The following is a 22,542-nucleotide window of genomic DNA, read 5'->3' as shown; positions in this document are numbered from 1 at the left end:
CAAGAGGCGAACCAGGGGAACTGAAACATCTAAGTACCCTGAGGAAAAGAAATCAACCGAGATTCCCTTAGTAGTGGCGAGCGAACGGGGACTAGCCCTTAAGTGGCTTTGAGATTAGCGGAACGCTCTGGAAAGTGCGGCCATAGTGGGTGATAGCCCTGTACGCGAAAATCTCTTGGTCATGAAATCGAGTAGGACGGAGCACGAGAAACTTTGTCTGAATATGGGGGGACCATCCTCCAAGGCTAAATACTACTGACTGACCGATAGTGAACTAGTACCGTGAGGGAAAGGCGAAAAGAACCCCGGAGAGGGGAGTGAAATAGATCCTGAAACCGTATGCGTACAAGCAGTGGGAGCCCACTTTGTTGGGTGACTGCGTACCTTTTGTATAATGGGTCAGCGACTTATTTTCAGTGGCGAGCTTAACCGAATAGGGGAGGCGTAGCGAAAGCGAGTCTTAATAGGGCGTCTAGTCGCTGGGAATAGACCCGAAACCGGGCGATCTATCCATGGGCAGGTTGAAGGTTAGGTAACACTGACTGGAGGACCGAACCGACTACCGTTGAAAAGTTAGCGGATGACCTGTGGATCGGAGTGAAAGGCTAATCAAGCTCGGAGATAGCTGGTTCTCCTCGAAAGCTATTTAGGTAGCGCCTCATGTATCACTGTAGGGGGTAGAGCACTGTTTCGGCTAGGGGGTCATCCCGACTTACCAAACCGATGCAAACTCCGAATACCTACAAGTGCCGAGCATGGGAGACACACGGCGGGTGCTAACGTCCGTCGTGAAAAGGGAAACAACCCAGACCGTCAGCTAAGGTCCCAAAGTTATGGTTAAGTGGGAAACGATGTGGGAAGGCTTAGACAGCTAGGAGGTTGGCTTAGAAGCAGCCACCCTTTAAAGAAAGCGTAATAGCTCACTAGTCGAGTCGGCCTGCGCGGAAGATGTAACGGGGCTCAAACCATACACCGAAGCTACGGGTATCACTTAGGTGATGCGGTAGAGGAGCGTTCTGTAAGCCTGTGAAGGTGAGTTGAGAAGCTTGCTGGAGGTATCAGAAGTGCGAATGCTGACATGAGTAACGACAATGGGTGTGAAAAACACCCACGCCGAAAGACCAAGGTTTCCTGCGCAACGTTAATCGACGCAGGGTTAGTCGGTCCCTAAGGCGAGGCTGAAAAGCGTAGTCGATGGAAAACAGGTTAATATTCCTGTACTTCTGGTTATTGCGATGGAGGGACGGAGAAGGCTAGGCCAGCTTGGCGTTGGTTGTCCAAGTTTAAGGTGGTAGGCTGGAATCTTAGGTAAATCCGGGATTCCAAGGCCGAGAGCTGATGACGAGTGTTCTTTTAGAACACGAAGTGGTTGATGCCATGCTTCCAAGAAAAGCTTCTAAGCTTCAGGTAACCAGGAACCGTACCCCAAACCGACACAGGTGGTTGGGTAGAGAATACCAAGGCGCTTGAGAGAACTCGGGTGAAGGAACTAGGCAAAATGGCACCGTAACTTCGGGAGAAGGTGCGCCGGTGAGGGTGAAGGACTTGCTCCGTAAGCCCACGCCGGTCGAAGATACCAGGCCGCTGCGACTGTTTATTAAAAACACAGCACTCTGCAAACACGAAAGTGGACGTATAGGGTGTGACGCCTGCCCGGTGCCGGAAGGTTAATTGATGGGGTTAGCTAACGCGAAGCTCTTGATCGAAGCCCCGGTAAACGGCGGCCGTAACTATAACGGTCCTAAGGTAGCGAAATTCCTTGTCGGGTAAGTTCCGACCTGCACGAATGGCGTAACGATGGCGGCGCTGTCTCCACCCGAGACTCAGTGAAATTGAAATCGCTGTGAAGATGCAGTGTATCCGCGGCTAGACGGAAAGACCCCGTGAACCTTTACTATAGCTTTGCACTGGACTTTGAATTTGCTTGTGTAGGATAGGTGGGAGGCTTTGAAGCGTGGACGCCAGTTCGCGTGGAGCCAACCTTGAAATACCACCCTGGCAACTTTGAGGTTCTAACTCAGGTCCGTTATCCGGATCGAGGACAGTGTATGGTGGGTAGTTTGACTGGGGCGGTCTCCTCCTAAAGAGTAACGGAGGAGTACGAAGGTGCGCTCAGACCGGTCGGAAATCGGTCGTAGAGTATAAAGGCAAAAGCGCGCTTGACTGCGAGACAGACACGTCGAGCAGGTACGAAAGTAGGTCTTAGTGATCCGGTGGTTCTGTATGGAAGGGCCATCGCTCAACGGATAAAAGGTACTCCGGGGATAACAGGCTGATACCGCCCAAGAGTTCATATCGACGGCGGTGTTTGGCACCTCGATGTCGGCTCATCACATCCTGGGGCTGAAGCCGGTCCCAAGGGTATGGCTGTTCGCCATTTAAAGTGGTACGCGAGCTGGGTTTAGAACGTCGTGAGACAGTTCGGTCCCTATCTGCCGTGGACGTTTGAGATTTGAGAGGGGCTGCTCCTAGTACGAGAGGACCGGAGTGGACGAACCTCTGGTGTTCCGGTTGTCACGCCAGTGGCATTGCCGGGTAGCTATGTTCGGAAAAGATAACCGCTGAAAGCATCTAAGCGGGAAACTTGCCTCAAGATGAGATCTCACTGGGACCTTGAGTCCCCTGAAGGGCCGTCGAAGACTACGACGTTGATAGGTTGGGTGTGTAAGCGCTGTGAGGCGTTGAGCTAACCAATACTAATTGCCCGTGAGGCTTGACCATATAACACCCAAGCAATTTGCTGCTCCTAGTTGAAGAAACGAAAGAGGCCAGATTGCGGTGTGTGAAGACGAAACGAACCGAAAGTTCGAGATACTCACAAAACACCAAACTATCGCATACCCAATTTGCTGAAGCGAGGCCAGCCGGCCACGACTCAGTACCCGAATTTCTTGACGACCATAGAGCGTTGGAACCACCTGATCCCATCCCGAACTCAGCAGTGAAACGATGCATCGCCGATGGTAGTGTGGGGTTTCCCCATGTGAGAGTAGGTCATCGTCAAGATTAAATTCCGAAACCCCAATTGCGAAAGCAGTTGGGGTTTTGTTTTTGTCCGCAAGAAAGCCACGGCTGCTGGATTTCTATGCAATCGCTCGATGCGTGGCTATCATGCGGGCCTCATTGTGAGGCGAGACCTGCATGCTGACGTTGTTAAAGCTTCTTAAAGATGGCCGATTCCATTCGGGCCAAGCATTGGGTGCCGCCCTGGGCGTCAGTCGTAGTGCTGTGTGGAAGCAGCTTCAGCATTTGGAAGCTGAGCTGGGTCTGTCTATTCATAAGGTTCGTGGGCGCGGCTATCAACTGTCCGCGCCATTGGCGCTGCTCGATCCTGCCGAGATTAGCGCTCAGGCGCACTCCTGCGCCTGGCCCGTCCAGGTTTACGACTCAATCGACTCCACTAATGCCGAAGCACTGCGTGCTATCGAGCGTGGGCAAGCGGCACCCTTTGTGGTGCTTTCGGAGCGGCAGACAGCCGGACGCGGGCGACGTGGTCGCAAGTGGGTCAGTCCATTCGCAGAAAACGTCTATTACAGCCTGGTGCTACGCATTGATGGTGGGATGCGCCAGCTGGAGGGCTTGAGTCTTGTCGTTGGGCTCGCTGTCTTGCAGGCGTTGCGCGAGCTCGGTATTGCATCCGCTGGATTGAAGTGGCCTAACGATGTCCTTGTAGGCCAGAAAAAGATCGCGGGAATACTGCTCGAGTTGGTTGGTGATCCTGCTGATGTGTGCCACGTGGTCCTGGGGGTGGGGATCAATGTGAACATGCAGTCCGCTGATGAGGTGGACCAGCAATGGACATCCCTGCGGCTCGAGTCAGGCAAATTTTTTGACCGCAACCAATTGGTTGCGGTGCTGGGGGAGATGCTGCAGCGATACCTGGCTCGTCACCAGGCGGGTGGTTTTTTGGCCATCCAGTCGGAGTGGGAGCAAAATCACCTATGGCAGGGGCGAAGCGTGTCCTTGATTGCCGGCGTCAATCAAATTGATGGTGAAGTACTTGGTATTGATGGCCAGGGCGCTTTGCGCCTGAAGGTGGATGGTGTGGAGAAAGTCTTCAGTGGTGGTGAGTTGAGCCTGAGGTTGCGTGATGATTCTTGAGCTCGATTGTGGGAATAGTTTCATCAAGTGGCGTGTGCTTGCCGCTAATGCCGGGCAGGTGCTCGGTGAAGGGGTCGTCGATTCCAATCTTGGATTGCTGGAGGGTTTGGGGGCGATCAAAGGGCTTGCCCTCACGTTTTGCCGGTTGGTGAGCGTCAGGACCGCGGAGGAAACCGCTGCGTTGACGTCATTGCTCGGCGATACCTTTGATGTGCCGGTTGTATGCGCAACGCCTGCTCGCGAAATGTCAGGCGTGCGTAATGGGTATGAAGAGTTTGAGCGGTTGGGGCTGGATCGGTGGCTCGCAATGCTCGGAGGCTTTCATCTGGCCTCGGGTGCGTGTCTGGTGCTCGATTTCGGTACGGCCGTGACCGCTGACTTTATCGCGGCGGATGGAGGGCACCTGGGTGGTTTCATCTGTCCAGGGATGCCGTTGATGCGCAACCAGTTGCGCACCCACACCCGCAAAATTCGTTATGGGGATCTGGCGGCCGAGCAGGCTCAGGAAAGTCTTGTTCCTGGTCGCGCGACTGTCGAGGCTGTAGAGCGTGGTTGTCTGTTGATGTTGCGCGGCTTCGTGCTGACCCAGCTCGAGTTGGCGCGCAGTTACTGGGGTGAGGACTTTGTCGTGTTCCTCACCGGGGGGGATGCGAGCCTGGTTGCTGAGGTCGTGCCTCAGGCCAGGGTTGTTCCGGACTTGGTGTTTGTCGGATTGGCCATGGCCTGTCCCTTGTCCTGAGGTTTTTATGCGTTGGTTGTTTCTGCTGCTGCTTGTCCTCAATGGCTTCTACTACATCTGGCATCAACAAGAGGCTCCTTTGCGCGCGAAGGATGTCACGCCTTTGAGTCTGTATCGCGGATCTCAACAAGATATTCGCTTGTTGAGCGAAGCAAGTGACGTATCCAAGGATAAGGGAAAAGCTGCCTCGGCAGACAATGGCTGCCTTTATCTGGGCGGCTATACGCGCCAGGAGGCCGCACAGGCGGTTGAGCGTCGTTTGAGCGGGATGGAGGTCAAGTTTCAGTCCCTGCCGAAAACTGCGGCTGAAGGAGCGGCGTATTGGGTGCGTATCGCACCGGAAAGCCGGCGTTGGCTGGACGATTTGCAGCTGCAAAACCTTTCTAAAGAATTCAATGAGTTAAAACATAAAATAATGCCGTGCGAGGGGGTTGCACCCACCGAATAGTTTGCATAGAATGGCGCCCGCTCCACAGCGAACACCGGAAACGGTAAGCGGTGTGAAGCGAGGTCAACGCAGCTAAGCTCAGGTTTTTAATGAGAAAAATGCTTGACAGAAGGCTGGCATGATGTAGAATGCCGGCTCGCTTAGGAGGGGTTCCCGAGCGGCCAAAGGGATCAGACTGTAAATCTGACGTCTACGACTTCGAAGGTTCGAATCCTTCCCCCTCCACCATTTTTAGCGAGAGCTGTAAGCCTCGCGGGTATAGTTTAGTGGTAGAACCTCAGCCTTCCAAGCTGATGATGCGGGTTCGATTCCCGCTACCCGCTCCAAGTTTACGGGTTTTGCACAGTGTTACGCTCTTGTAGCTCAGTTGGTAGAGCACACCCTTGGTAAGGGTGAGGTCAGCGGTTCAAATCCGCTCAAGAGCTCCATATAACAAGGCAGATATGAAAATATCTGCCTTTGTTTTAGGTGGTAGTGGTTGCGCCTGATTGTGTTTCTGAGGGTTGCCGGTGTCATGGATATCGGTGTTGCAGCCAGGATTGCCTCGTAAGTGTTGTAAAGTCTTTTTCGGGTCGGCATAATGGTCGGCCTGATTTTGTTTTAGGTCAGTAGCTCAATTGGCAGAGCGACGGTCTCCAAAACCGTAGGTTGGGGGTTCGATTCCCTCCTGACCTGCCAGATTCACTCGGTGTGTCTGGCTTTCTTTTCACAGGATCTTCATAGATGACTCCTAAAGCTGAAGCTCAAGGCTCTCGTTTCGACCTCCTCAAGTGGCTTGTAGTAGTCGCTCTGGTGGTTGTTGGCGTTGTTGGCAATCAGTACTTTTCTGCTTCGCCGATCCTGTACCGCGTACTCGCATTGCTTGCTATTGCTGCCGTAGCTGCCTTTGTAGGCCTGCAGACAGTCAAGGGCAAGTCTTTCTTTGTACTGGTTAAGGAAGCGCGCACCGAAATTCGTAAAGTCGTTTGGCCAACTCGCCAAGAAACCACGCAGACCACGTTGATCGTTGTGGCTGTTGTCCTGGTTATGGCGTTGCTGTTGTGGGGGCTTGATTCCCTGCTCGGCTGGCTTGTTTCCTTGATCGTCGGCTAAGGGTGTCCCGTGGCTAAGCGTTGGTATGTTGTGCATGCTTACTCCGGTTACGAGAAGCATGTAATGCGCTCGCTGATCGAGCGCGTAAAGCTGGCTGGTATGGAAGATGGCTTCGGCGAGATTCTGGTTCCCACTGAAGAAGTGGTTGAAATGCGCAATGGCCAGAAGCGCAAAAGCGAACGCAAATTCTTCCCTGGCTATGTGCTGGTGCAGATGGATATGAACGAGGGTACTTGGCACTTGGTCAAGGATACGCCTCGGGTGATGGGTTTCATTGGCGGTACTGCCGATAAGCCTGCGCCAATCACCGATAAAGAAGCAGAAGCGATTCTGCGTCGCGTTGCCGATGGCAGCGACAAGCCGAAGCCGAAGACGTTGTTCGAGCCGGGCGAGTCGGTGCGTGTCAATGACGGTCCGTTCGCAGACTTTACCGGTGTTGTTGAAGAAGTTAACTACGAAAAGAGCCGGATCCAGGTCGCAGTGCTCATTTTCGGTCGCTCTACTCCGGTGGAGCTCGAGTTCAGCCAGGTCGAAAAGGTCTAGTTGAGCAAAAATCCCAACCCCGCAGCCGTAGGCTGTGGGGTTTTGTTGTCACTGGGATAAACGCGCAAGTAACCGGGGAGCCTCTCGAGGCGTTCGAACCCGTAATTGGAGTGCCTCATGGCCAAGAAGATTACCGCTTACATCAAGCTGCAAGTGAAGGCCGCTCAGGCTAACCCAAGCCCACCTGTTGGTCCTGCTCTGGGTCAGCACGGCGTGAACATCATGGAATTCTGCAAGGCTTTCAACGCCCGTACTCAGGGTCTTGAGCCAGGTCTGCCGACTCCAGTGATCATCACTGTCTATAGCGACCGTAGCTTCACTTTCGAAACCAAATCCACCCCTGCTTCGGTTCTGCTGAAGAAGGCGGCCGGTCTGACCAGCGGTTCCGCTCGTCCGAACACCGTTAAGGTTGGCACCGTGACTCGTGCTCAGCTGGAAGAAATCGCGAAAACCAAAAACGCGGATCTGACTGCAGCTGATATGGAAGCAGCCGTGCGTACTATCGCCGGTTCTGCTCGTAGCATGGGCCTTAACGTGGAGGGTGTGTAATGGCTAAGCTGACCAAGCGTCAAAAGGCTATCGCCGGCAAAATCGAAGCAGGCAAGGCCTACAACTTTGTAGACGCCGCTGCCCTGCTGGCTGAGCTGTCGACTGTCAAGTTCAGCGAGTCGTTCGACGTAGCTGTAAACCTGGGTGTTGACCCGCGTAAATCCGACCAGGTCGTTCGTAGCGCTACTGTGCTGCCACACGGCACTGGCAAGACCGTTCGCGTTGCTGTGTTCACCCAGGGTCCAGCTGCTGAAGCCGCTCTGGCTGCCGGCGCTGACCGCGTAGGCATGGACGACCTGGCTGCCGAAATGAAAGGCGGCGACCTGAACTATGACGTAGTGATCGCATCCCCGGATGCAATGCGTGTTGTAGGTCAGTTGGGTCAGATCCTCGGTCCACGTGGCCTGATGCCTAACCCTAAAGTCGGCACCGTAACTCCAGACGTAGCTACCGCGGTTAAGAACGCCAAGGCTGGTCAGGTTCGTTATCGCACCGACAAAAACGGCATCATCCACACTTCCGTTGGCAAGATCGGCTTCGACGCCGTCAAGCTGAAGGAAAACGTTGAAGCCCTGATCGCTGATCTGAAGCGTATCAAGCCAGCTTCCTCGAAAGGCATTTACGTCAAGCGCGTTACCCTGAGCACCACTATGGGCCCAGGTCTGGTCATCGACCAAAGCTCGCTCGACGCGTAAGACACAAATTGGCGCAAGCGATTGCGCCAATTGAAAAATTGGGGTCCCTGCCTGGCGGGGGCTATCCAAGACCGTAGGCGACGCAAGTCTTAAACCACAAGCCTACGCAGATGGTGCTCCCGGTTCCTTACCGAATCAGACACCAAAACGACATCCGGTTTCGACCAGATGAAACGGTAACAAGCAGGAGTTAAACCCGTGGCAATTAAACTCGAAGACAAGAAGGCCATCGTCGCTGAAGTCAACGAGGCTGCCAAAGTCGCTCTGTCCGCTGTCGTGGCTGATGCCCGTGGCGTAACAGTAGGCGCGATGACCGGACTCCGTAAAGAGGCTCGTGAAGCTGGCGTTTACGTACGTGTTGTACGTAACACCCTGCTCAAGCGCGCTGTTGCTGACACTGAATTCAGTGTCCTCAACGACGTGTTCACTGGCCCTACCCTGATTGCGTTCTCCAAGGAACATCCAGGCGCTGCTGCCCGGATCTTCAAGGAATTCGCAAAGGGTCAGGACAAGTTCGAGATCAAGGCAGCTGCGTTCGAGGGCAAGTTCCTCGCAGCTAACCAAATCGACGTACTGGCAACTCTGCCGACCCGTGACGAAGCAATTTCTCAGCTGATGAGCGTGATTCAAGGCGCTACCAGCAAGTTGGCTCGTACTCTGGCGGCAATTCGCGACCAGAAAGAAGCTGCTGCAGCCTAAGGCTCGTCAACTTCTCGCGTTTTTTGTTTTTTTCGATGGTCGCGTAGGCCGTCCCCAATATCAGGAATTAGATTCATGTCTATCTCTCAGAACGATATCCTTGAAGCAGTTGGCAACATGTCCGTAATGGAAGTTGTTGAGCTGATCAAAGCTTTCGAAGAAAAATTCGGTGTTACCGCTGCTGCTGCATCGGCTGGTCCAGCTGTTGCTGCTGCCGTTGCTGAAGAGCAAACCGAATTCAACGTCATGCTGACCGAAGCTGGCGAGAAGAAAGTTAACGTGATCAAGGCTGTACGTGAACTGACCGGTCTGGGCTTGAAAGAAGCCAAGGCTGTAGTTGACGGCGCACCTGCCATGGTTCTGGAAGCTGTTGCCAAAGACGCAGCTGACAAAGCCAAAGCAGCTCTGGAAGAAGCAGGCGCTAAAGTCGAGCTGAAGTAAGCATCGACTTTGCTCCTCCAGCCCGAGCGTTAAGCGACAGGCTGATGGCTGGTGGCTCTTGCCACCGGCCTTTTTCCGTTATTGGCAGCCGACTGGGTCGGTGCCGATAACGTGCTGTAACCACCCGATGCGGTGGCGCAAACCATGGGGTTTGCACGATTTTCTGGCTGCTCCCGTCGGGAGGGGCCAAACAAGCAGGTGACCAAGCTGGGGAACGCTGATGGCTTACTCATATACTGAGAAAAAACGTATCCGCAAGGACTTTAGCAAGTTGCCGGACGTCATGGATGTGCCGTACCTCCTGGCCATCCAGCTGGATTCGTATCGTGAATTCTTGCAAGCGGGAGCGACTAAAGATCAGTTCCGCGACGTGGGCCTGCATGCGGCCTTCAAATCCGTTTTCCCGATCATCAGCTACTCCGGCAATGCTGCGCTGGAGTACGTCGGTTATCGCCTGGGCGAACCGGCATTTGATGTCAAAGAATGCGTATTGCGCGGTGTAACTTACGCCGTACCTTTGCGGGTAAAAGTGCGCCTGATCATTTTCGACAAAGAGTCGTCGAACAAAGCGATCAAGGACATCAAAGAGCAAGAAGTCTACATGGGTGAAATCCCCCTGATGACTGAAAACGGTACCTTCGTAATCAACGGTACCGAGCGTGTAATCGTTTCCCAGCTGCACCGTTCCCCGGGCGTGTTCTTCGACCACGACCGTGGCAAGACGCACAGCTCCGGTAAACTGCTGTACTCCGCGCGCATCATTCCTTACCGCGGTTCGTGGCTGGACTTCGAGTTCGACCCGAAAGACTGCGTATTCGTGCGTATCGACCGTCGTCGCAAGCTGCCTGCATCGGTACTGCTGCGCGCGCTGGGCTATACCACTGAAGAAGTGCTGGACGCGTTCTATACCACCAACGTATTCCATGTGAAGGGCGAGACCCTGAGCCTGGAGCTGGTGCCTCAGCGCCTGCGTGGTGAAATCGCTGTCCTCGATATTCAGGATGACAAGGGCAAGGTTATTGTCGAGCAGGGTCGTCGTATCACCGCTCGCCACATCAACCAGCTGGAAAAAGCCGGGATCAAAGAGCTGGATGTGCCTCTGGACTACGTCCTGGGTCGTACAACCGCCAAGGTCATCGTGCACCCGGCAACCGGCGAAATCCTGGCAGAGTGCAACACCGAGCTGAACACCGAGATCCTGGCCAAAATCGCCAAGGCTCAGGTTGTTCGCATCGAAACTCTGTACACCAACGATATCGACTGCGGTCCGTTCGTCTCCGACACCCTGAAGATTGACTCCACCAGCAACCAACTGGAAGCGCTGGTCGAGATCTATCGCATGATGCGTCCTGGCGAACCGCCAACCAAAGACGCTGCCGAGACCCTGTTCAACAACCTGTTCTTCAGCCCTGAGCGCTATGACCTGTCTGCGGTCGGCCGGATGAAGTTCAACCGTCGTATCGGTCGTACCGAGATCGAAGGTTCGGGCGTGCTGTGCAAGGAAGATATCGTCGCGGTACTGAAGACCCTGGTCGACATCCGTAACGGTAAAGGCATCGTCGATGACATCGACCACCTGGGTAACCGTCGTGTTCGCTGCGTAGGCGAAATGGCCGAGAACCAGTTCCGCGTTGGCCTGGTACGTGTTGAGCGTGCGGTCAAAGAGCGTCTGTCGATGGCTGAAAGCGAAGGCCTGATGCCGCAAGACCTGATCAACGCCAAGCCAGTGGCTGCGGCGGTGAAAGAGTTCTTCGGTTCCAGCCAGCTGTCCCAGTTCATGGACCAGAACAACCCGCTGTCCGAGATCACCCACAAGCGTCGTGTTTCCGCACTCGGCCCTGGCGGTCTGACTCGTGAGCGCGCCGGCTTCGAAGTTCGTGACGTACACCCGACTCACTACGGTCGTGTATGCCCGATTGAAACGCCGGAAGGTCCGAACATCGGTCTGATCAACTCCCTGGCCGCTTATGCGCGCACCAACCAGTACGGCTTCCTGGAAAGCCCGTACCGCGTGGTGAAAGACGCTCTGGTCACCGACGAGATCGTGTTCCTGTCCGCCATCGAAGAAGCCGATCACGTGATCGCTCAGGCCTCGGCCACGATGAACGACAAGAAAGTCCTGATCGACGAACTGGTAGCTGTTCGTCACTTGAACGAATTCACCGTCAAGGCGCCGGAAGACGTCACCTTGATGGACGTATCGCCGAAGCAGGTAGTTTCGGTTGCTGCGTCGCTGATTCCGTTCCTCGAGCACGACGACGCCAACCGTGCGTTGATGGGTTCGAACATGCAGCGTCAAGCTGTACCAACCCTGCGCGCTGACAAGCCGCTGGTAGGTACCGGCATGGAGCGAAACGTAGCCCGTGACTCCGGCGTTTGCGTCGTGGCTCGTCGTGGCGGCGTGATCGACTCCGTCGACGCCAGCCGTATCGTGGTTCGTGTTGCCGATGACGAAGTTGAAACCGGTGAAGCCGGTGTCGACATCTACAACCTGACCAAGTACACCCGCTCCAACCAGAACACCTGCATCAACCAGCGTCCGCTGGTGCGTAAGGGTGATCGGGTTCAGCGTAGCGACATCATGGCCGACGGCCCGTCCACCGATATGGGTGAACTGGCACTGGGTCAGAACATGCGCATCGCGTTCATGGCATGGAACGGCTTCAACTTCGAAGACTCCATCTGCCTGTCCGAGCGTGTTGTTCAGGAAGACCGCTTCACCACGATCCACATCCAGGAACTGACCTGTGTGGCTCGTGACACCAAGCTTGGCCCAGAGGAAATCACCGCCGACATCCCGAACGTGGGTGAAGCGGCTCTGAACAAGCTGGACGAAGCCGGTATCGTTTACGTAGGTGCCGAAGTTGGCGCAGGCGACATCCTGGTCGGTAAGGTCACTCCGAAAGGCGAGACCCAGCTGACTCCGGAAGAAAAACTGCTGCGTGCGATCTTCGGTGAAAAAGCCAGCGACGTTAAAGACACTTCCCTGCGCGTACCTACCGGTACCAAGGGTACTGTCATCGACGTACAGGTCTTCACTCGCGACGGCGTTGAGCGTGATGCTCGTGCCCTGTCGATCGAGAAGTCCCAGCTGGACGAGATCCGCAAGGACCTCAACGAAGAGTTCCGTATCGTTGAAGGTGCTACTTTCGAACGTCTGCGTTCCGCTCTGGTCGGCCACAAAGCCGAAGGCGGCGCCGGTCTGAAGAAAGGCCAGGACATCACCGACGAAGTTCTCGACGGTCTTGAGCACGGCCAGTGGTTCAAACTGCGCATGGCTGAAGATGCTCTGAACGAGCAGCTCGAGAAGGCTCAGGCCTACATCGTTGATCGTCGCCGTCTGCTGGACGACAAGTTCGAAGACAAGAAGCGCAAACTGCAGCAGGGCGATGACCTGGCTCCAGGCGTGCTGAAAATCGTCAAGGTTTACCTGGCAATCCGTCGTCGCATCCAGCCGGGCGACAAGATGGCCGGTCGTCACGGTAACAAGGGTGTGGTCTCCGTGATCATGCCGGTTGAAGACATGCCGCACGATGCCAATGGCACCCCGGTCGACGTCGTCCTCAACCCGTTGGGCGTACCTTCGCGTATGAACGTCGGTCAGATCCTTGAAACCCACCTGGGCCTCGCGGCCAAAGGTCTGGGCGAGAAGATCAACCGCATGATTGAAGAGCAGCGCAAGGTTGCCGAGCTGCGCAAGTTCCTGCACGAGATCTATAACGAGATCGGCGGTCGTCAGGAAAGCCTCGATGACTTCTCGGACCAGGAAATCCTGGACCTGGCTCAAAACCTGCGTGGCGGCGTTCCAATGGCCACTCCAGTGTTCGACGGCGCCAAGGAAAGCGAAATCAAGGCCATGCTGAAACTGGCGGACCTGCCAGAAAGCGGCCAGATGCAGCTGACCGACGGCCGTACCGGCAACAAGTTCGAGCGCCCGGTTACCGTTGGCTACATGTACATGCTGAAGCTGAACCACTTGGTAGACGACAAGATGCACGCTCGTTCTACCGGTTCGTACAGCCTGGTTACCCAGCAGCCGCTGGGTGGTAAGGCGCAGTTCGGTGGTCAGCGTTTCGGGGAGATGGAGGTCTGGGCACTGGAAGCATACGGTGCCGCTTACACTCTGCAAGAAATGCTCACAGTGAAGTCGGACGATGTGAACGGCCGTACCAAGATGTACAAGAACATCGTGGATGGCGATCACCGTATGGAGCCGGGCATGCCCGAGTCCTTCAACGTGTTGATCAAGGAAATTCGTTCCCTCGGCATCGATATCGATCTGGAAACCGAATAACACGTGACGCGAATCGAGAGCGGGGCAGGATTGCCCGCTCTCTGCTCCGCCAGGAGGAAAGGCCTTGAAAGACCTACTGAATTTGCTGAAAAACCAGGGTCAAGTCGAAGAGTTCGACGCCATCCGTATCGGATTGGCATCGCCTGAGATGATCCGTTCGTGGTCGTTCGGTGAAGTTAAAAAGCCGGAAACCATCAACTACCGTACGTTCAAACCTGAGCGTGACGGCCTGTTCTGCGCCAAAATCTTTGGCCCGGTAAAGGATTACGAGTGCCTGTGCGGTAAGTACAAGCGCTTGAAGCACCGTGGTGTGATCTGCGAGAAGTGCGGCGTTGAAGTCGCGCTGGCAAAAGTTCGTCGTGAGCGCATGGCGCACATCGAACTGGCCTCGCCAGTTGCCCACATCTGGTTCCTGAAATCGCTGCCGTCCCGTATCGGCTTGCTGATGGACATGACCCTGCGTGATATCGAGCGCGTTCTCTACTTCGAGAGCTACGTCGTTATCGATCCAGGCATGACCACCCTTGAAAAAGGTCAGCTGCTGAACGACGAGCAGTACTTCGAAGCGCTGGAAGAGTTCGGCGACGATTTCGATGCCCGCATGGGTGCCGAAGCTGTCCGCGAACTGCTGCACGCTATCGACCTGGAGCACGAGATTGGTCGTCTGCGCGAAGAGATTCCGCAAACCAACTCCGAAACCAAGATCAAGAAGCTGTCCAAGCGTCTGAAGTTGATGGAAGCCTTCCAGGGTTCCGGCAACCTGCCAGAGTGGATGGTGCTGACCGTTCTGCCGGTTCTGCCGCCAGATCTGCGTCCACTGGTCCCGCTCGATGGCGGTCGCTTCGCGACTTCCGACCTCAACGATCTGTATCGTCGAGTGATCAACCGTAACAACCGCTTGAAGCGCCTGCTCGATCTGTCCGCTCCGGACATCATCGTGCGCAACGAAAAGCGTATGTTGCAGGAAGCCGTCGATGCATTGCTCGACAACGGTCGTCGTGGCCGCGCTATCACCGGTTCCAACAAGCGTCCTCTGAAATCCCTGGCTGACATGATCAAGGGTAAGCAGGGTCGTTTCCGTCAGAACTTGCTCGGTAAGCGTGTTGACTACTCCGGCCGTTCGGTAATTACCGTAGGTCCGACCTTGCGTCTGCACCAGTGCGGTCTGCCGAAGAAAATGGCTCTCGAGCTGTTCAAGCCGTTCATTTTCGGCAAGCTTGAAATGCGTGGTCTTGCTACCACCATCAAGGCTGCCAAGAAGATGGTCGAGCGCGAGCTGCCAGAGGTTTGGGACGTTCTCGCTGAAGTGATTCGCGAACACCCGGTTCTTCTCAACCGTGCACCGACCCTTCACCGTCTGGGTATCCAGGCGTTTGAACCGGTACTGATCGAAGGTAAGGCTATCCAGCTGCACCCTCTGGTCTGCGCCGCGTACAACGCCGACTTCGACGGCGACCAAATGGCCGTGCACGTACCGCTGACGCTGGAAGCCCAGCTCGAAGCGCGTGCGTTGATGATGTCGACCAACAACATTCTGTCGCCAGCCAACGGTGAGCCAATCATCGTTCCGTCGCAGGACGTTGTATTGGGTCTGTACTACATGACTCGTGAAGCGATCAACGCCAAGGGCGAAGGTCGTGTGTTCGCGGATCTGCAGGAAGTTGACCGTGTGTTCCGTGCCGGCGAAGCCGCACTGCACGCCAAGGTTAAAGTCCGGATCAACGAAACCGTCAACGACCGTGATGGCGGCAGCGTGAGCAACACCCGTATCGTCGACACCACTGTCGGCCGTGCTCTGTTGTTCCAGGTTGTGCCAAAGGGCCTGTCGTACGACGTCGTCAACCTGCCGATGAAGAAGAAGGCAATCTCCAAGCTGATCAACCAGTGCTATCGCGTGGTTGGTTTGAAAGAGACTGTGATCTTTGCTGACCAGTTGATGTACACCGGTTTTGCGTATTCGACCATTTCCGGCGTTTCCATCGGTGTTAACGACTTCGTTATCCCGGATGAAAAAGCCCGCATCATCAATGCTGCCACTGATGAAGTGAAAGAGATCGAAAGCCAGTACGCCTCCGGCCTGGTAACCCAGGGCGAGAAGTACAACAAAGTGATCGACCTTTGGTCGAAAGCGAACGACGAAGTTTCCAAGGCAATGATGGCCAACCTCTCGAAAGAGAAGGTTATCGACCGTCATGGCGTTGAAGTCGATCAAGAGTCTTTCAACTCGATGTACATGATGGCCGACTCGGGTGCGCGGGGTTCCGCAGCGCAGATTCGTCAGCTGGCCGGTATGCGTGGTCTGATGGCCAAGCCGGACGGTTCCATCATTGAAACGCCGATTACTGCGAACTTCCGTGAAGGTTTGAGCGTACTTCAGTACTTCATCTCCACTCACGGTGCTCGTAAGGGTCTTGCGGATACCGCGTTGAAAACGGCTAACTCCGGTTACCTGACTCGTCGTCTGGTAGACGTTGCACAAGATCTGGTTGTAACCGAGATCGATTGCGGCACTGAACACGGTCTGCTGATGACTCCGCACATTGAAGGCGGTGACGTTGTAGAGCCGCTGGGTGAGCGCGTATTGGGTCGTGTTATCGCCCGTGACGTATTCAAGCCAGGTACCGAGGACGTCATCGTTCCTGCCGGCACCCTGGTAGACGAAAAGTGGGTCGAGTTCATCGAACTCAACAGCATCGACGAAGTGATCGTGCGTTCGCCGATCAGCTGCGAAACCCGCTTCGGTATTTGCGCCAAGTGCTACGGCCGCGATCTGGCTCGTGGTCACCAGGTGAACATCGGTGAAGCGGTCGGCGTTATCGCTGCCCAGTCCATCGGTGAGCCGGGTACCCAGCTGACGATGCGTACGTTCCACATCGGTGGTGCGGCAAGCCGGACCTCCGCAGCCGACAGCGTTCAGGTGAAGAATGGCGGTACCGTCCGTCTGCATAACCTGAAGCACGTTGAGCGAGTGGATGGTCACCTGGTTGCTGTGTCCCGTTCCGGTGAGCTGGCCATCGCTGATGACTTCGGTCGTGAGCGTGAGCGTTACAAGCTGCCGTACGGTGCCGTGATTTCGGTTAAAGAGGGGGACAAGGTCGAAGCTGGCGCCATCGTGGCCAAGTGGGATCCGCACACTCACCCGATCGTTACCGAAATGAAAGGTACCGTGACCTACGTGGGCATGGAAGAAGGCATCACGATCAAGCGTCAGACTGACGAATTGACCGGTATGACCAACATTGAAGTACTCGACGCCAAAGATCGTCCAGCTGCCGGTAAGGACATCCGTCCTGCCGTGAAGATGGTCGACGACAACGGCAAGGATCTGTTGCTGCCAGGCACTGACGTTATCGCTCAGTACTTCCTGCCAGCCAACGCCCTGGTCGGTGTAGCGGATGGTGCGAAGATCGCGATCGGTGATGTTATCGCTCGTATCCCGCAAGAGACTTCGAAAACTCGCGACATCACCGGTGGTCTGCCGCGTGTTGCCGACTTGTTCGAAGCCCGTCGTCCGAAAGAAGCGTCGATTCTGGCTGAAGTCAGCGGCACCATCGCGTTCGGTAAAGAGACCAAAGGCAAACGCCGTCTGGTTATCACCCCGAACGACGGTACCGATCCGTACGAAGAGCTGATTCCGAAGTGGCGTCACCTGAACGTGTTCGAAGGCGAACAGGTAAACCGCGGCGAAGTTATCTCCGACGGTCCGAGCGATCCACACGACATCCTGCGTCTGCTGGGTGTGAGTGCGCTGGCCAAGTACATCGTCAACGAGATCCAGGACGTTTACCGTCTGCAAGGCGTGAAGATCAACGACAAGCACATCGAGACCATCCTGCGTCAGATGCTGCGTAAAGTTGAGATCGCTGAATCCGGCGATTCCAGTTTCATCAAGGGCGACCAGATGGAATTGACTCACGTACTGGTAGAGAACGAGCGTCTGAGCGGCGAAGACAAGTTTGTCTCCAAGTTCACTCGCGTTCTGCTGGGTATCACCAAGGCGTCGTTGTCCACCGAATCGTTCATCTCGGCGGCTTCCTTCCAGGAAACCACTCGCGTACTGACCGAAGCGGCGGTAACCGGCAAGCGCGATTACCTGCGCGGCCTGAAAGAAAACGTGGTCGTGGGTCGTCTGATCCCGGCTGGTACCGGCCTGGCTTATCACAGCGAGCGTAAGCGCCGCCGTGATGCAGACAAGCCGTTGCGCGTAAGCGCCAGTGAAGTGGAAGCTGCACTGACCGAAGCGCTGAACTCGAGCGGTAACTGAGTTCTGCGGTAAATGAGTGTGAGGCCCTGGTCACTCCGTTCATCGAATCGAGACAATTTGTCGAGATTGGATGAGCGGGGAGGGCGGGGCCTTGCCTTGACTGGGGACAAGATCCTCTTTAGACTCTTGTACCCCTAAATTTGGCGGGAACTCGTTCCTGCCATTTTGCTTTTCTTGCAAGACAATAGCGTCGCAAGACAACAGTGGAGCTAGTAGATGGCAACTATCAACCAGCTGGTACGTCAGCCGCGTAAGCGTATCGTCGAGAAATCCGACGTGCCTGCGCTGCAGAACTGCCCGCAACGCCGTGGCGTGTGCACCCGTGTGTACACCACCACGCCGAAAAAACCTAACTCGGCACTGCGTAAAGTATGCCGTGTGCGCCTGACCAACGGTTTCGAGGTTTCCTCGTACATCGGCGGTGAAGGCCACAACCTGCAAGAGCACAGCGTGGTACTGATCCGCGGCGGTCGTGTAAAAGACTTGCCAGGTGTTCGTTACCACACCGTTCGCGGTTCGTTGGATACTTCCGGTGTTAAAGGTCGTAACCAGGGTCGTTCGAAGTACGGTACCAAGCGTCCGAAGTAATCGGCCGTTTTGCAGTTTTTCATTTTATTGAGTCGATAAGAGTAAGGTCGGGCACGCATCCATAGGAGCTGTCCCGGGCTAACCTGAAGACCGTTTGAGGGCTTATCAATGCCAAGACGTCGCGTAGCAGCCAAGCGTGAGATTCTGGACGATCCGAAATACGGAAGCCAAATCCTCGCCAAATTCATGAACCACGTAATGGAAAGCGGCAAGAAAGCCGTTGCCGAGCGTATCGTTTATGGTGCCCTGGATACCGTGAAGGCTCGTAAGGCCGGCACCGATCCCCTGGAACTCTTCGAAAAAGCACTCGACGCCATCGCTCCGCTGGTCGAAGTGAAGTCGCGCCGCGTTGGTGGTGCTACTTACCAGGTTCCGGTCGAGGTTCGTCCTTCCCGTCGTAACGCTCTGGCAATGCGCTGGTTGGTAGACTACGCCCGCAAGCGCGGCGAGAAGTCTATGGCTCTGCGTTTGGCTGGCGAACTGTTGGACGCTGCCGAAGGTAAAGGTGCTGCAGTTAAGAAGCGTGAAGACGTTCACCGTATGGCTGAAGCCAACAAGGCTTTCTCGCACTACCGCTTCTAATTTTAGCGTCACTAATTTTGCGAGGGCTTTATGGCTCGTACAACACCGATTAATCGCTACCGTAACATTGGTATCGTTGCACACGTGGATGCTGGTAAAACCACCACCACTGAGCGCGTCCTTTTTTACACTGGCAAAAGTCACAAAATGGGCGAGGTGCATGACGGCGCCGCGACCACAGACTGGATGGTTCAGGAGCAGGAGCGTGGTATTACCATTACTTCTGCTGCCATTACCGCCTTCTGGCAGGGTTCCGCCAAGCAGCACAAAGACCAGTACCGTTTCAACGTCATCGATACCCCGGGCCACGTAGACTTCACTATTGAAGTTGAGCGTTCCCTGCGTGTACTCGACGGCGCGGTCGTTGTGTTCTGCGGTACTTCCGGCGTTGAGCCTCAGTCCGAAACCGTATGGCGTCAAGCCAACAAGTACGGTGTTCCACGTATCGTTTACGTGAACAAGATGGACCGTGCCGGTGCGAACTTCCTGCGCGTGATCGCTCAGATCAAGCAGCGTCTGGGTCACACTCCGGTGCCTATCCAGCTGGCTATCGGTTCCGAAGACAACTTCCAGGGTCAGATCGATCTGATGACCATGGAAGCCGTTTACTGGAACGATGCCGACAAGGGTATGACCCCTCGTCGTGAAGCCATCCCTGCTGAACTGCAGGAACTGGCTGAAGAGTGGCGCAACAACATGGTTGAGGCTGCGGCCGAAGCCAGCGAAGAGCTGATGAACAAGTACCTTGAAGGTGAAGAACTCACCATCGAGGAAATCAAGGGTGCTCTGCGTCAGCGTACTATCGCTGGTGAGATCGTTCTGGCTGTTTGCGGTTCTTCCTTCAAGAACAAGGGTGTTCCCCTGGTTCTCGACGCCGTTATCGACTACCTGCCGGCTCCAACCGACATTCCTGCCATCAAGGGTACTGACCCGGATGACGAGGAAAAGCAGATGGAGCGTCATGCAGACGACAACGAGCCGTTCTCGGCTCTGGCGTTCAAGATCGCTACCGACCCATTCGTGGGTACCTTGACTTTCGTCCGTGTTTACTCGGGCGTGTTGGCCTCCGGCGACGGCGTGATCAACTCGGTCAAAGGCAAGAAAGAGCGCGTGGGTCGTATGGTGCAAATGCACGCAAACGCCCGTGAAGAGATCAAGGAAGTACGCGCTGGTGACATCGCGGCCCTGATCGGCATGAAGGACGTCACCACTGGTGAAACCTTGTGCAACGCTGACAAGCCAATCATCCTGGTTCGCATGGACTTCCCGGAGCCGGTTATTTCGGTTGCCGTTGAGCCTAAGACCAAGGATGACCAGGAAAAAATGGGTATCGCTCTGGGCAAACTTGCTCAGGAAGACCCGTCTTTCCGCGTCAAGACTGATGAAGAGACTGGTCAAACGATCATCTCTGGCATGGGCGAGTTGCACCTGGACATCCTGGTTGACCGGATGCGCCGTGAGTTCAACGTCGAAGCCAACATCGGTAAGCCTCAGGTTTCGTATCGTGAGCGCATCACGAAGAATTGCGAAATCGAAGGCAAGTTCGTTCGTCAGTCCGGCGGTCGTGGCCAGTTCGGCCATTGCTGGATCCGTTTTGCTCCTGCTGACGAAGGTCAGGAAGGTCTGCAATTCGTGAACGAAGTAGTGGGTGGTGTGGTTCCTAAGGAATACATCCCGGCTATCCAGAAGGGTATCGAAGAGCAGATGAAGAACGGCGTAGTTGCCGGCTATCCGCTGATCGGCCTGAAGGCTACCGTGTTTGATGGTTCTTACCACGACGTCGACTCGAACGAGATGGCGTTTAAGGTGGCTGCTTCCATGGCGACCAAGCAACTGGCCCAGAAGGGCGGTGGTGAGTTGCTCGAGCCGATCATGGCGGTAGAGGTTGTTACGCCTGAAGACTATATGGGTGACGTGATGGGCGACCTTAACCGTCGTCGCGGCATGATTCTGGGTATGGAAGACACGGTCTCCGGTAAGGTGATCCGTGCTGAAGTTCCGTTGGGCGAGATGTTCGGTTATGCGACCGACGTTCGTTCGATGTCCCAGGGTCGCGCAAGCTACTCTATGGAATTCAAAAAATACAATACAGCTCCGTCGCACATCGTCGAAACTGTAACCAAAAAACAAGGCTGATTCAGTCCTTTAGGCAAGGAGTTAATTGTCGTGGCTAAAGAAAAATTTGATCGTTCCCTACCGCACGTCAACGTTGGCACCATCGGTCACGTTGACCACGGTAAAACCACTCTGACCGCAGCTCTGACTCGCGTTTGCTCCGAAGTTTTCGGTTCCGCAATCGTTGATTTCGATAAAATCGACAGCGCTCCAGAAGAAAAAGCTCGTGGTATCACCATCAACACCGCGCACGTCGAGTACAACTCGAAGATCCGTCACTACGCTCACGTTGACTGCCCAGGTCACGCTGACTATGTGAAGAACATGATCACCGGTGCTGCCCAGATGGACGGCGCGATTCTGGTTTGCTCGGCCGCTGATGGTCCGATGCCGCAAACTCGTGAGCACATCCTGCTGTCCCGTCAGGTAGGCGTTCCGTACATCGTGGTTTTCCTGAACAAGGCTGACCTGGTAGACGACGCTGAGCTGCTGGAACTGGTCGAGATGGAAGTTCGCGACCTGCTGTCCACCTACGACTTCCCGGGCGATGACACTCCAATCATCATCGGTTCGGCTCGTATGGCGCTGGAAGGCAAAGACGATAACGAAATGGGCACCACTGCCGTTCGTAAACTGGTTGAGACTCTGGACAGCTACATCCCAGAACCAGAGCGTGCTATCGACAAGCCATTCCTGATGCCAATCGAAGACGTATTCTCGATCTCGGGTCGTGGTACTGTTGTGACTGGTCGTATCGAGCGCGGTATCGTTCGCGTTCAAGATGCACTGGAAATCGTTGGTCTGCGTGACACCACCACTACCACCTGCACCGGTGTTGAAATGTTCCGCAAGCTGCTCGACGAAGGTCGTGCTGGCGAGAACTGCGGCGTTCTGCTGCGTGGTACCAAGCGTGACGACGTTGAGCGTGGCCAGGTTCTGGTTAAGCCAGGTTCGGTTAAGCCGCACACCAAGTTCACCGCAGAAGTTTACGTTCTGAGCAAGGAAGAAGGCGGTCGTCACACTCCGTTCTTCAAAGGCTACCGTCCACAGTTCTACTTCCGTACTACTGACGTGACTGGTAACTGCCAGCTGCCAGAAGGCGTTGAAATGGTAATGCCAGGTGACAACATCCAGATGGAAGTTACCCTGATCAAGACCATCGCAATGGAAGACGGCCTGCGTTTCGCTATCCGTGAAGGCGGTCGTACCGTCGGCGCTGGCGTCGTAGCCAAAATCATCGAGTAAGCATCTCTTTTGAGATAGCTTCGATGCTTTGAAAAGCCCCCGCTCAGCGGGGGCTTTTTTATTGGGTTGACACCCATCTGGGGCGTCTATAGAATTGCGCCTCCTTTTAACGGGCGTATTGCGCTCGGTGGGAATAGCAGCCGGAGT

The 22,542-nt window shown here is 55.2% G+C and carries 15 protein-coding genes, 4 tRNA genes and 2 rRNA genes (1 of these 21 cut by a window edge); all 21 read left to right on the top strand.

The annotated features are described in order from the left end of the window. Positions 1–2,721: ribosomal RNA gene (locus ACMDB8_RS25070) — 23S ribosomal RNA — on the top strand (it extends 171 nt beyond the left edge of the window). Between the two features lie 169 nt (positions 2,722–2,890). Next, positions 2,891–3,006, top strand: a 5S ribosomal RNA gene (gene rrf / locus ACMDB8_RS25065). A gap of 135 nt (positions 3,007–3,141) precedes the next feature. After that, entirely contained in the window at positions 3,142–4,101 is a 960-nt protein-coding gene (gene birA / locus ACMDB8_RS25060; RefSeq protein ID WP_056728984.1) for a bifunctional biotin--[acetyl-CoA-carboxylase] ligase/biotin operon repressor BirA, read from the top strand. Beyond that, entirely contained in the window at positions 4,091–4,840 is a 750-nt protein-coding gene (locus ACMDB8_RS25055; protein WP_056728982.1) for a pantothenate kinase, read from the top strand. The genes birA and ACMDB8_RS25055 overlap by 11 nt, the downstream gene beginning before the upstream one ends. A gap of 7 nt (positions 4,841–4,847) precedes the next feature. Further along, entirely contained in the window at positions 4,848–5,288 is a 441-nt protein-coding gene (locus ACMDB8_RS25050; protein WP_409078840.1) for a hypothetical protein, read from the top strand. Positions 5,289–5,431: 143 nt separating this feature from the next. Next, positions 5,432–5,516: transfer RNA gene (locus tag ACMDB8_RS25045), tRNA-Tyr, on the top strand. A gap of 24 nt (positions 5,517–5,540) precedes the next feature. Beyond that, a tRNA-Gly gene (locus ACMDB8_RS25040) sits at positions 5,541–5,614 on the top strand. A gap of 26 nt (positions 5,615–5,640) precedes the next feature. Continuing rightward, positions 5,641–5,716 (top strand) — tRNA-Thr (locus ACMDB8_RS25035). Between the two features lie 174 nt (positions 5,717–5,890). After that, positions 5,891–5,966: transfer RNA gene (locus tag ACMDB8_RS25030), tRNA-Trp, on the top strand. A gap of 45 nt (positions 5,967–6,011) precedes the next feature. After that, entirely contained in the window at positions 6,012–6,380 is a 369-nt protein-coding gene (gene secE, locus ACMDB8_RS25025; RefSeq protein ID WP_007984402.1) for a preprotein translocase subunit SecE, read from the top strand. Between the two features lie 9 nt (positions 6,381–6,389). Next, positions 6,390–6,923 carry a transcription termination/antitermination protein NusG gene (gene nusG, locus ACMDB8_RS25020; protein ID WP_007984405.1) on the top strand — a complete coding sequence of 178 codons (534 nt, stop codon included), beginning with the start codon at positions 6,390–6,392 and terminating at the stop codon, positions 6,921–6,923. A gap of 117 nt (positions 6,924–7,040) precedes the next feature. Continuing rightward, positions 7,041–7,472 carry a 50S ribosomal protein L11 gene (rplK, locus tag ACMDB8_RS25015; protein ID WP_007933726.1) on the top strand — a complete coding sequence of 144 codons (432 nt, stop codon included), beginning with the start codon at positions 7,041–7,043 and terminating at the stop codon, positions 7,470–7,472. Next, positions 7,472–8,167 (top strand): 50S ribosomal protein L1, encoded by a 696-nt coding sequence (rplA, locus tag ACMDB8_RS25010; protein ID WP_003186095.1) that lies wholly within the window; start codon positions 7,472–7,474, stop codon positions 8,165–8,167. The genes rplK and rplA overlap by 1 nt, the downstream gene beginning before the upstream one ends. A 198-nt stretch (positions 8,168–8,365) precedes the next feature. Next, positions 8,366–8,866, top strand: a complete 501-nt coding sequence (rplJ, locus tag ACMDB8_RS25005; RefSeq protein ID WP_007970413.1) for a 50S ribosomal protein L10 — start codon at positions 8,366–8,368, stop codon at positions 8,864–8,866. 75 nt (positions 8,867–8,941) lie between these two features. Continuing rightward, on the top strand, positions 8,942–9,307 hold the full coding sequence (gene rplL, locus ACMDB8_RS25000) for a 50S ribosomal protein L7/L12 (protein ID WP_007970414.1): 366 nt from the start codon (positions 8,942–8,944) through the stop codon (positions 9,305–9,307). A gap of 220 nt (positions 9,308–9,527) precedes the next feature. Beyond that, positions 9,528–13,601, top strand: a complete 4,074-nt coding sequence (rpoB, locus tag ACMDB8_RS24995) for a DNA-directed RNA polymerase subunit beta (protein ID WP_053162836.1) — start codon at positions 9,528–9,530, stop codon at positions 13,599–13,601. 64 nt (positions 13,602–13,665) lie between these two features. Next, the gene (gene rpoC / locus ACMDB8_RS24990) at positions 13,666–17,865 is read left to right on the top strand and encodes a DNA-directed RNA polymerase subunit beta' (protein ID WP_056728978.1); all 4,200 of its coding nucleotides are present in this window, start codon (positions 13,666–13,668) and stop codon (positions 17,863–17,865) included. Positions 17,866–18,081: 216 nt separating this feature from the next. Beyond that, positions 18,082–18,453, top strand: coding sequence for a 30S ribosomal protein S12 (gene rpsL, locus ACMDB8_RS24985; RefSeq protein WP_003186084.1), 372 nt, complete (start codon positions 18,082–18,084; stop codon positions 18,451–18,453). A gap of 108 nt (positions 18,454–18,561) precedes the next feature. Next, positions 18,562–19,035, top strand: a complete 474-nt coding sequence (gene rpsG, locus ACMDB8_RS24980) for a 30S ribosomal protein S7 (protein WP_007994653.1) — start codon at positions 18,562–18,564, stop codon at positions 19,033–19,035. Between the two features lie 30 nt (positions 19,036–19,065). Continuing rightward, a complete protein-coding gene (fusA, locus tag ACMDB8_RS24975) occupies positions 19,066–21,171 on the top strand; it encodes an elongation factor G (protein ID WP_007994652.1) in 2,106 nt (701 codons plus the stop codon). 30 nt (positions 21,172–21,201) lie between these two features. Further along, complete coding sequence (tuf, locus tag ACMDB8_RS24970; protein ID WP_008053875.1) at positions 21,202–22,395, top strand: elongation factor Tu; 1,194 nt, start codon at positions 21,202–21,204, stop codon at positions 22,393–22,395. Positions 22,396–22,542: the final 147 nt, after the last annotated feature.

Source organism: Pseudomonas monachiensis (assembly GCF_047345015.1).
Classification (GTDB): Bacteria; Pseudomonadota; Gammaproteobacteria; order Pseudomonadales; family Pseudomonadaceae; genus Aquipseudomonas; species Aquipseudomonas monachiensis.
The sequence above is the reverse complement of the archived record's forward strand: the minus strand, read 5'-3'. Positions and strand labels throughout refer to the sequence as shown.

Bases quoted from the DNA above. Each gene is read 5' to 3' on its own strand.
- rplL (WP_007970414.1), top strand. From the start codon at position 8,942: ATGTCTATCTCTCAGAACGATATCCTTGAAGCAGTTGGCAACATGTCC.
- secE (WP_007984402.1), top strand. From the start codon at position 6,012: ATGACTCCTAAAGCTGAAGCTCAAGGCTCTCGTTTCGACCTCCTCAAG.
- rplA (WP_003186095.1), top strand. From the start codon at position 7,472: ATGGCTAAGCTGACCAAGCGTCAAAAGGCTATCGCCGGCAAAATCGAA.
- fusA (WP_007994652.1), top strand. From the start codon at position 19,066: ATGGCTCGTACAACACCGATTAATCGCTACCGTAACATTGGTATCGTT.
- rpoB (WP_053162836.1), top strand. From the start codon at position 9,528: ATGGCTTACTCATATACTGAGAAAAAACGTATCCGCAAGGACTTTAGC.
- rplK (WP_007933726.1), top strand. From the start codon at position 7,041: ATGGCCAAGAAGATTACCGCTTACATCAAGCTGCAAGTGAAGGCCGCT.
- ACMDB8_RS25050 (WP_409078840.1), top strand. From the start codon at position 4,848: ATGCGTTGGTTGTTTCTGCTGCTGCTTGTCCTCAATGGCTTCTACTAC.
- birA (WP_056728984.1), top strand. From the start codon at position 3,142: ATGCTGACGTTGTTAAAGCTTCTTAAAGATGGCCGATTCCATTCGGGC.
- ACMDB8_RS25055 (WP_056728982.1), top strand. From the start codon at position 4,091: ATGATTCTTGAGCTCGATTGTGGGAATAGTTTCATCAAGTGGCGTGTG.
- rpsL (WP_003186084.1), top strand. From the start codon at position 18,082: ATGGCAACTATCAACCAGCTGGTACGTCAGCCGCGTAAGCGTATCGTC.
- rpsG (WP_007994653.1), top strand. From the start codon at position 18,562: ATGCCAAGACGTCGCGTAGCAGCCAAGCGTGAGATTCTGGACGATCCG.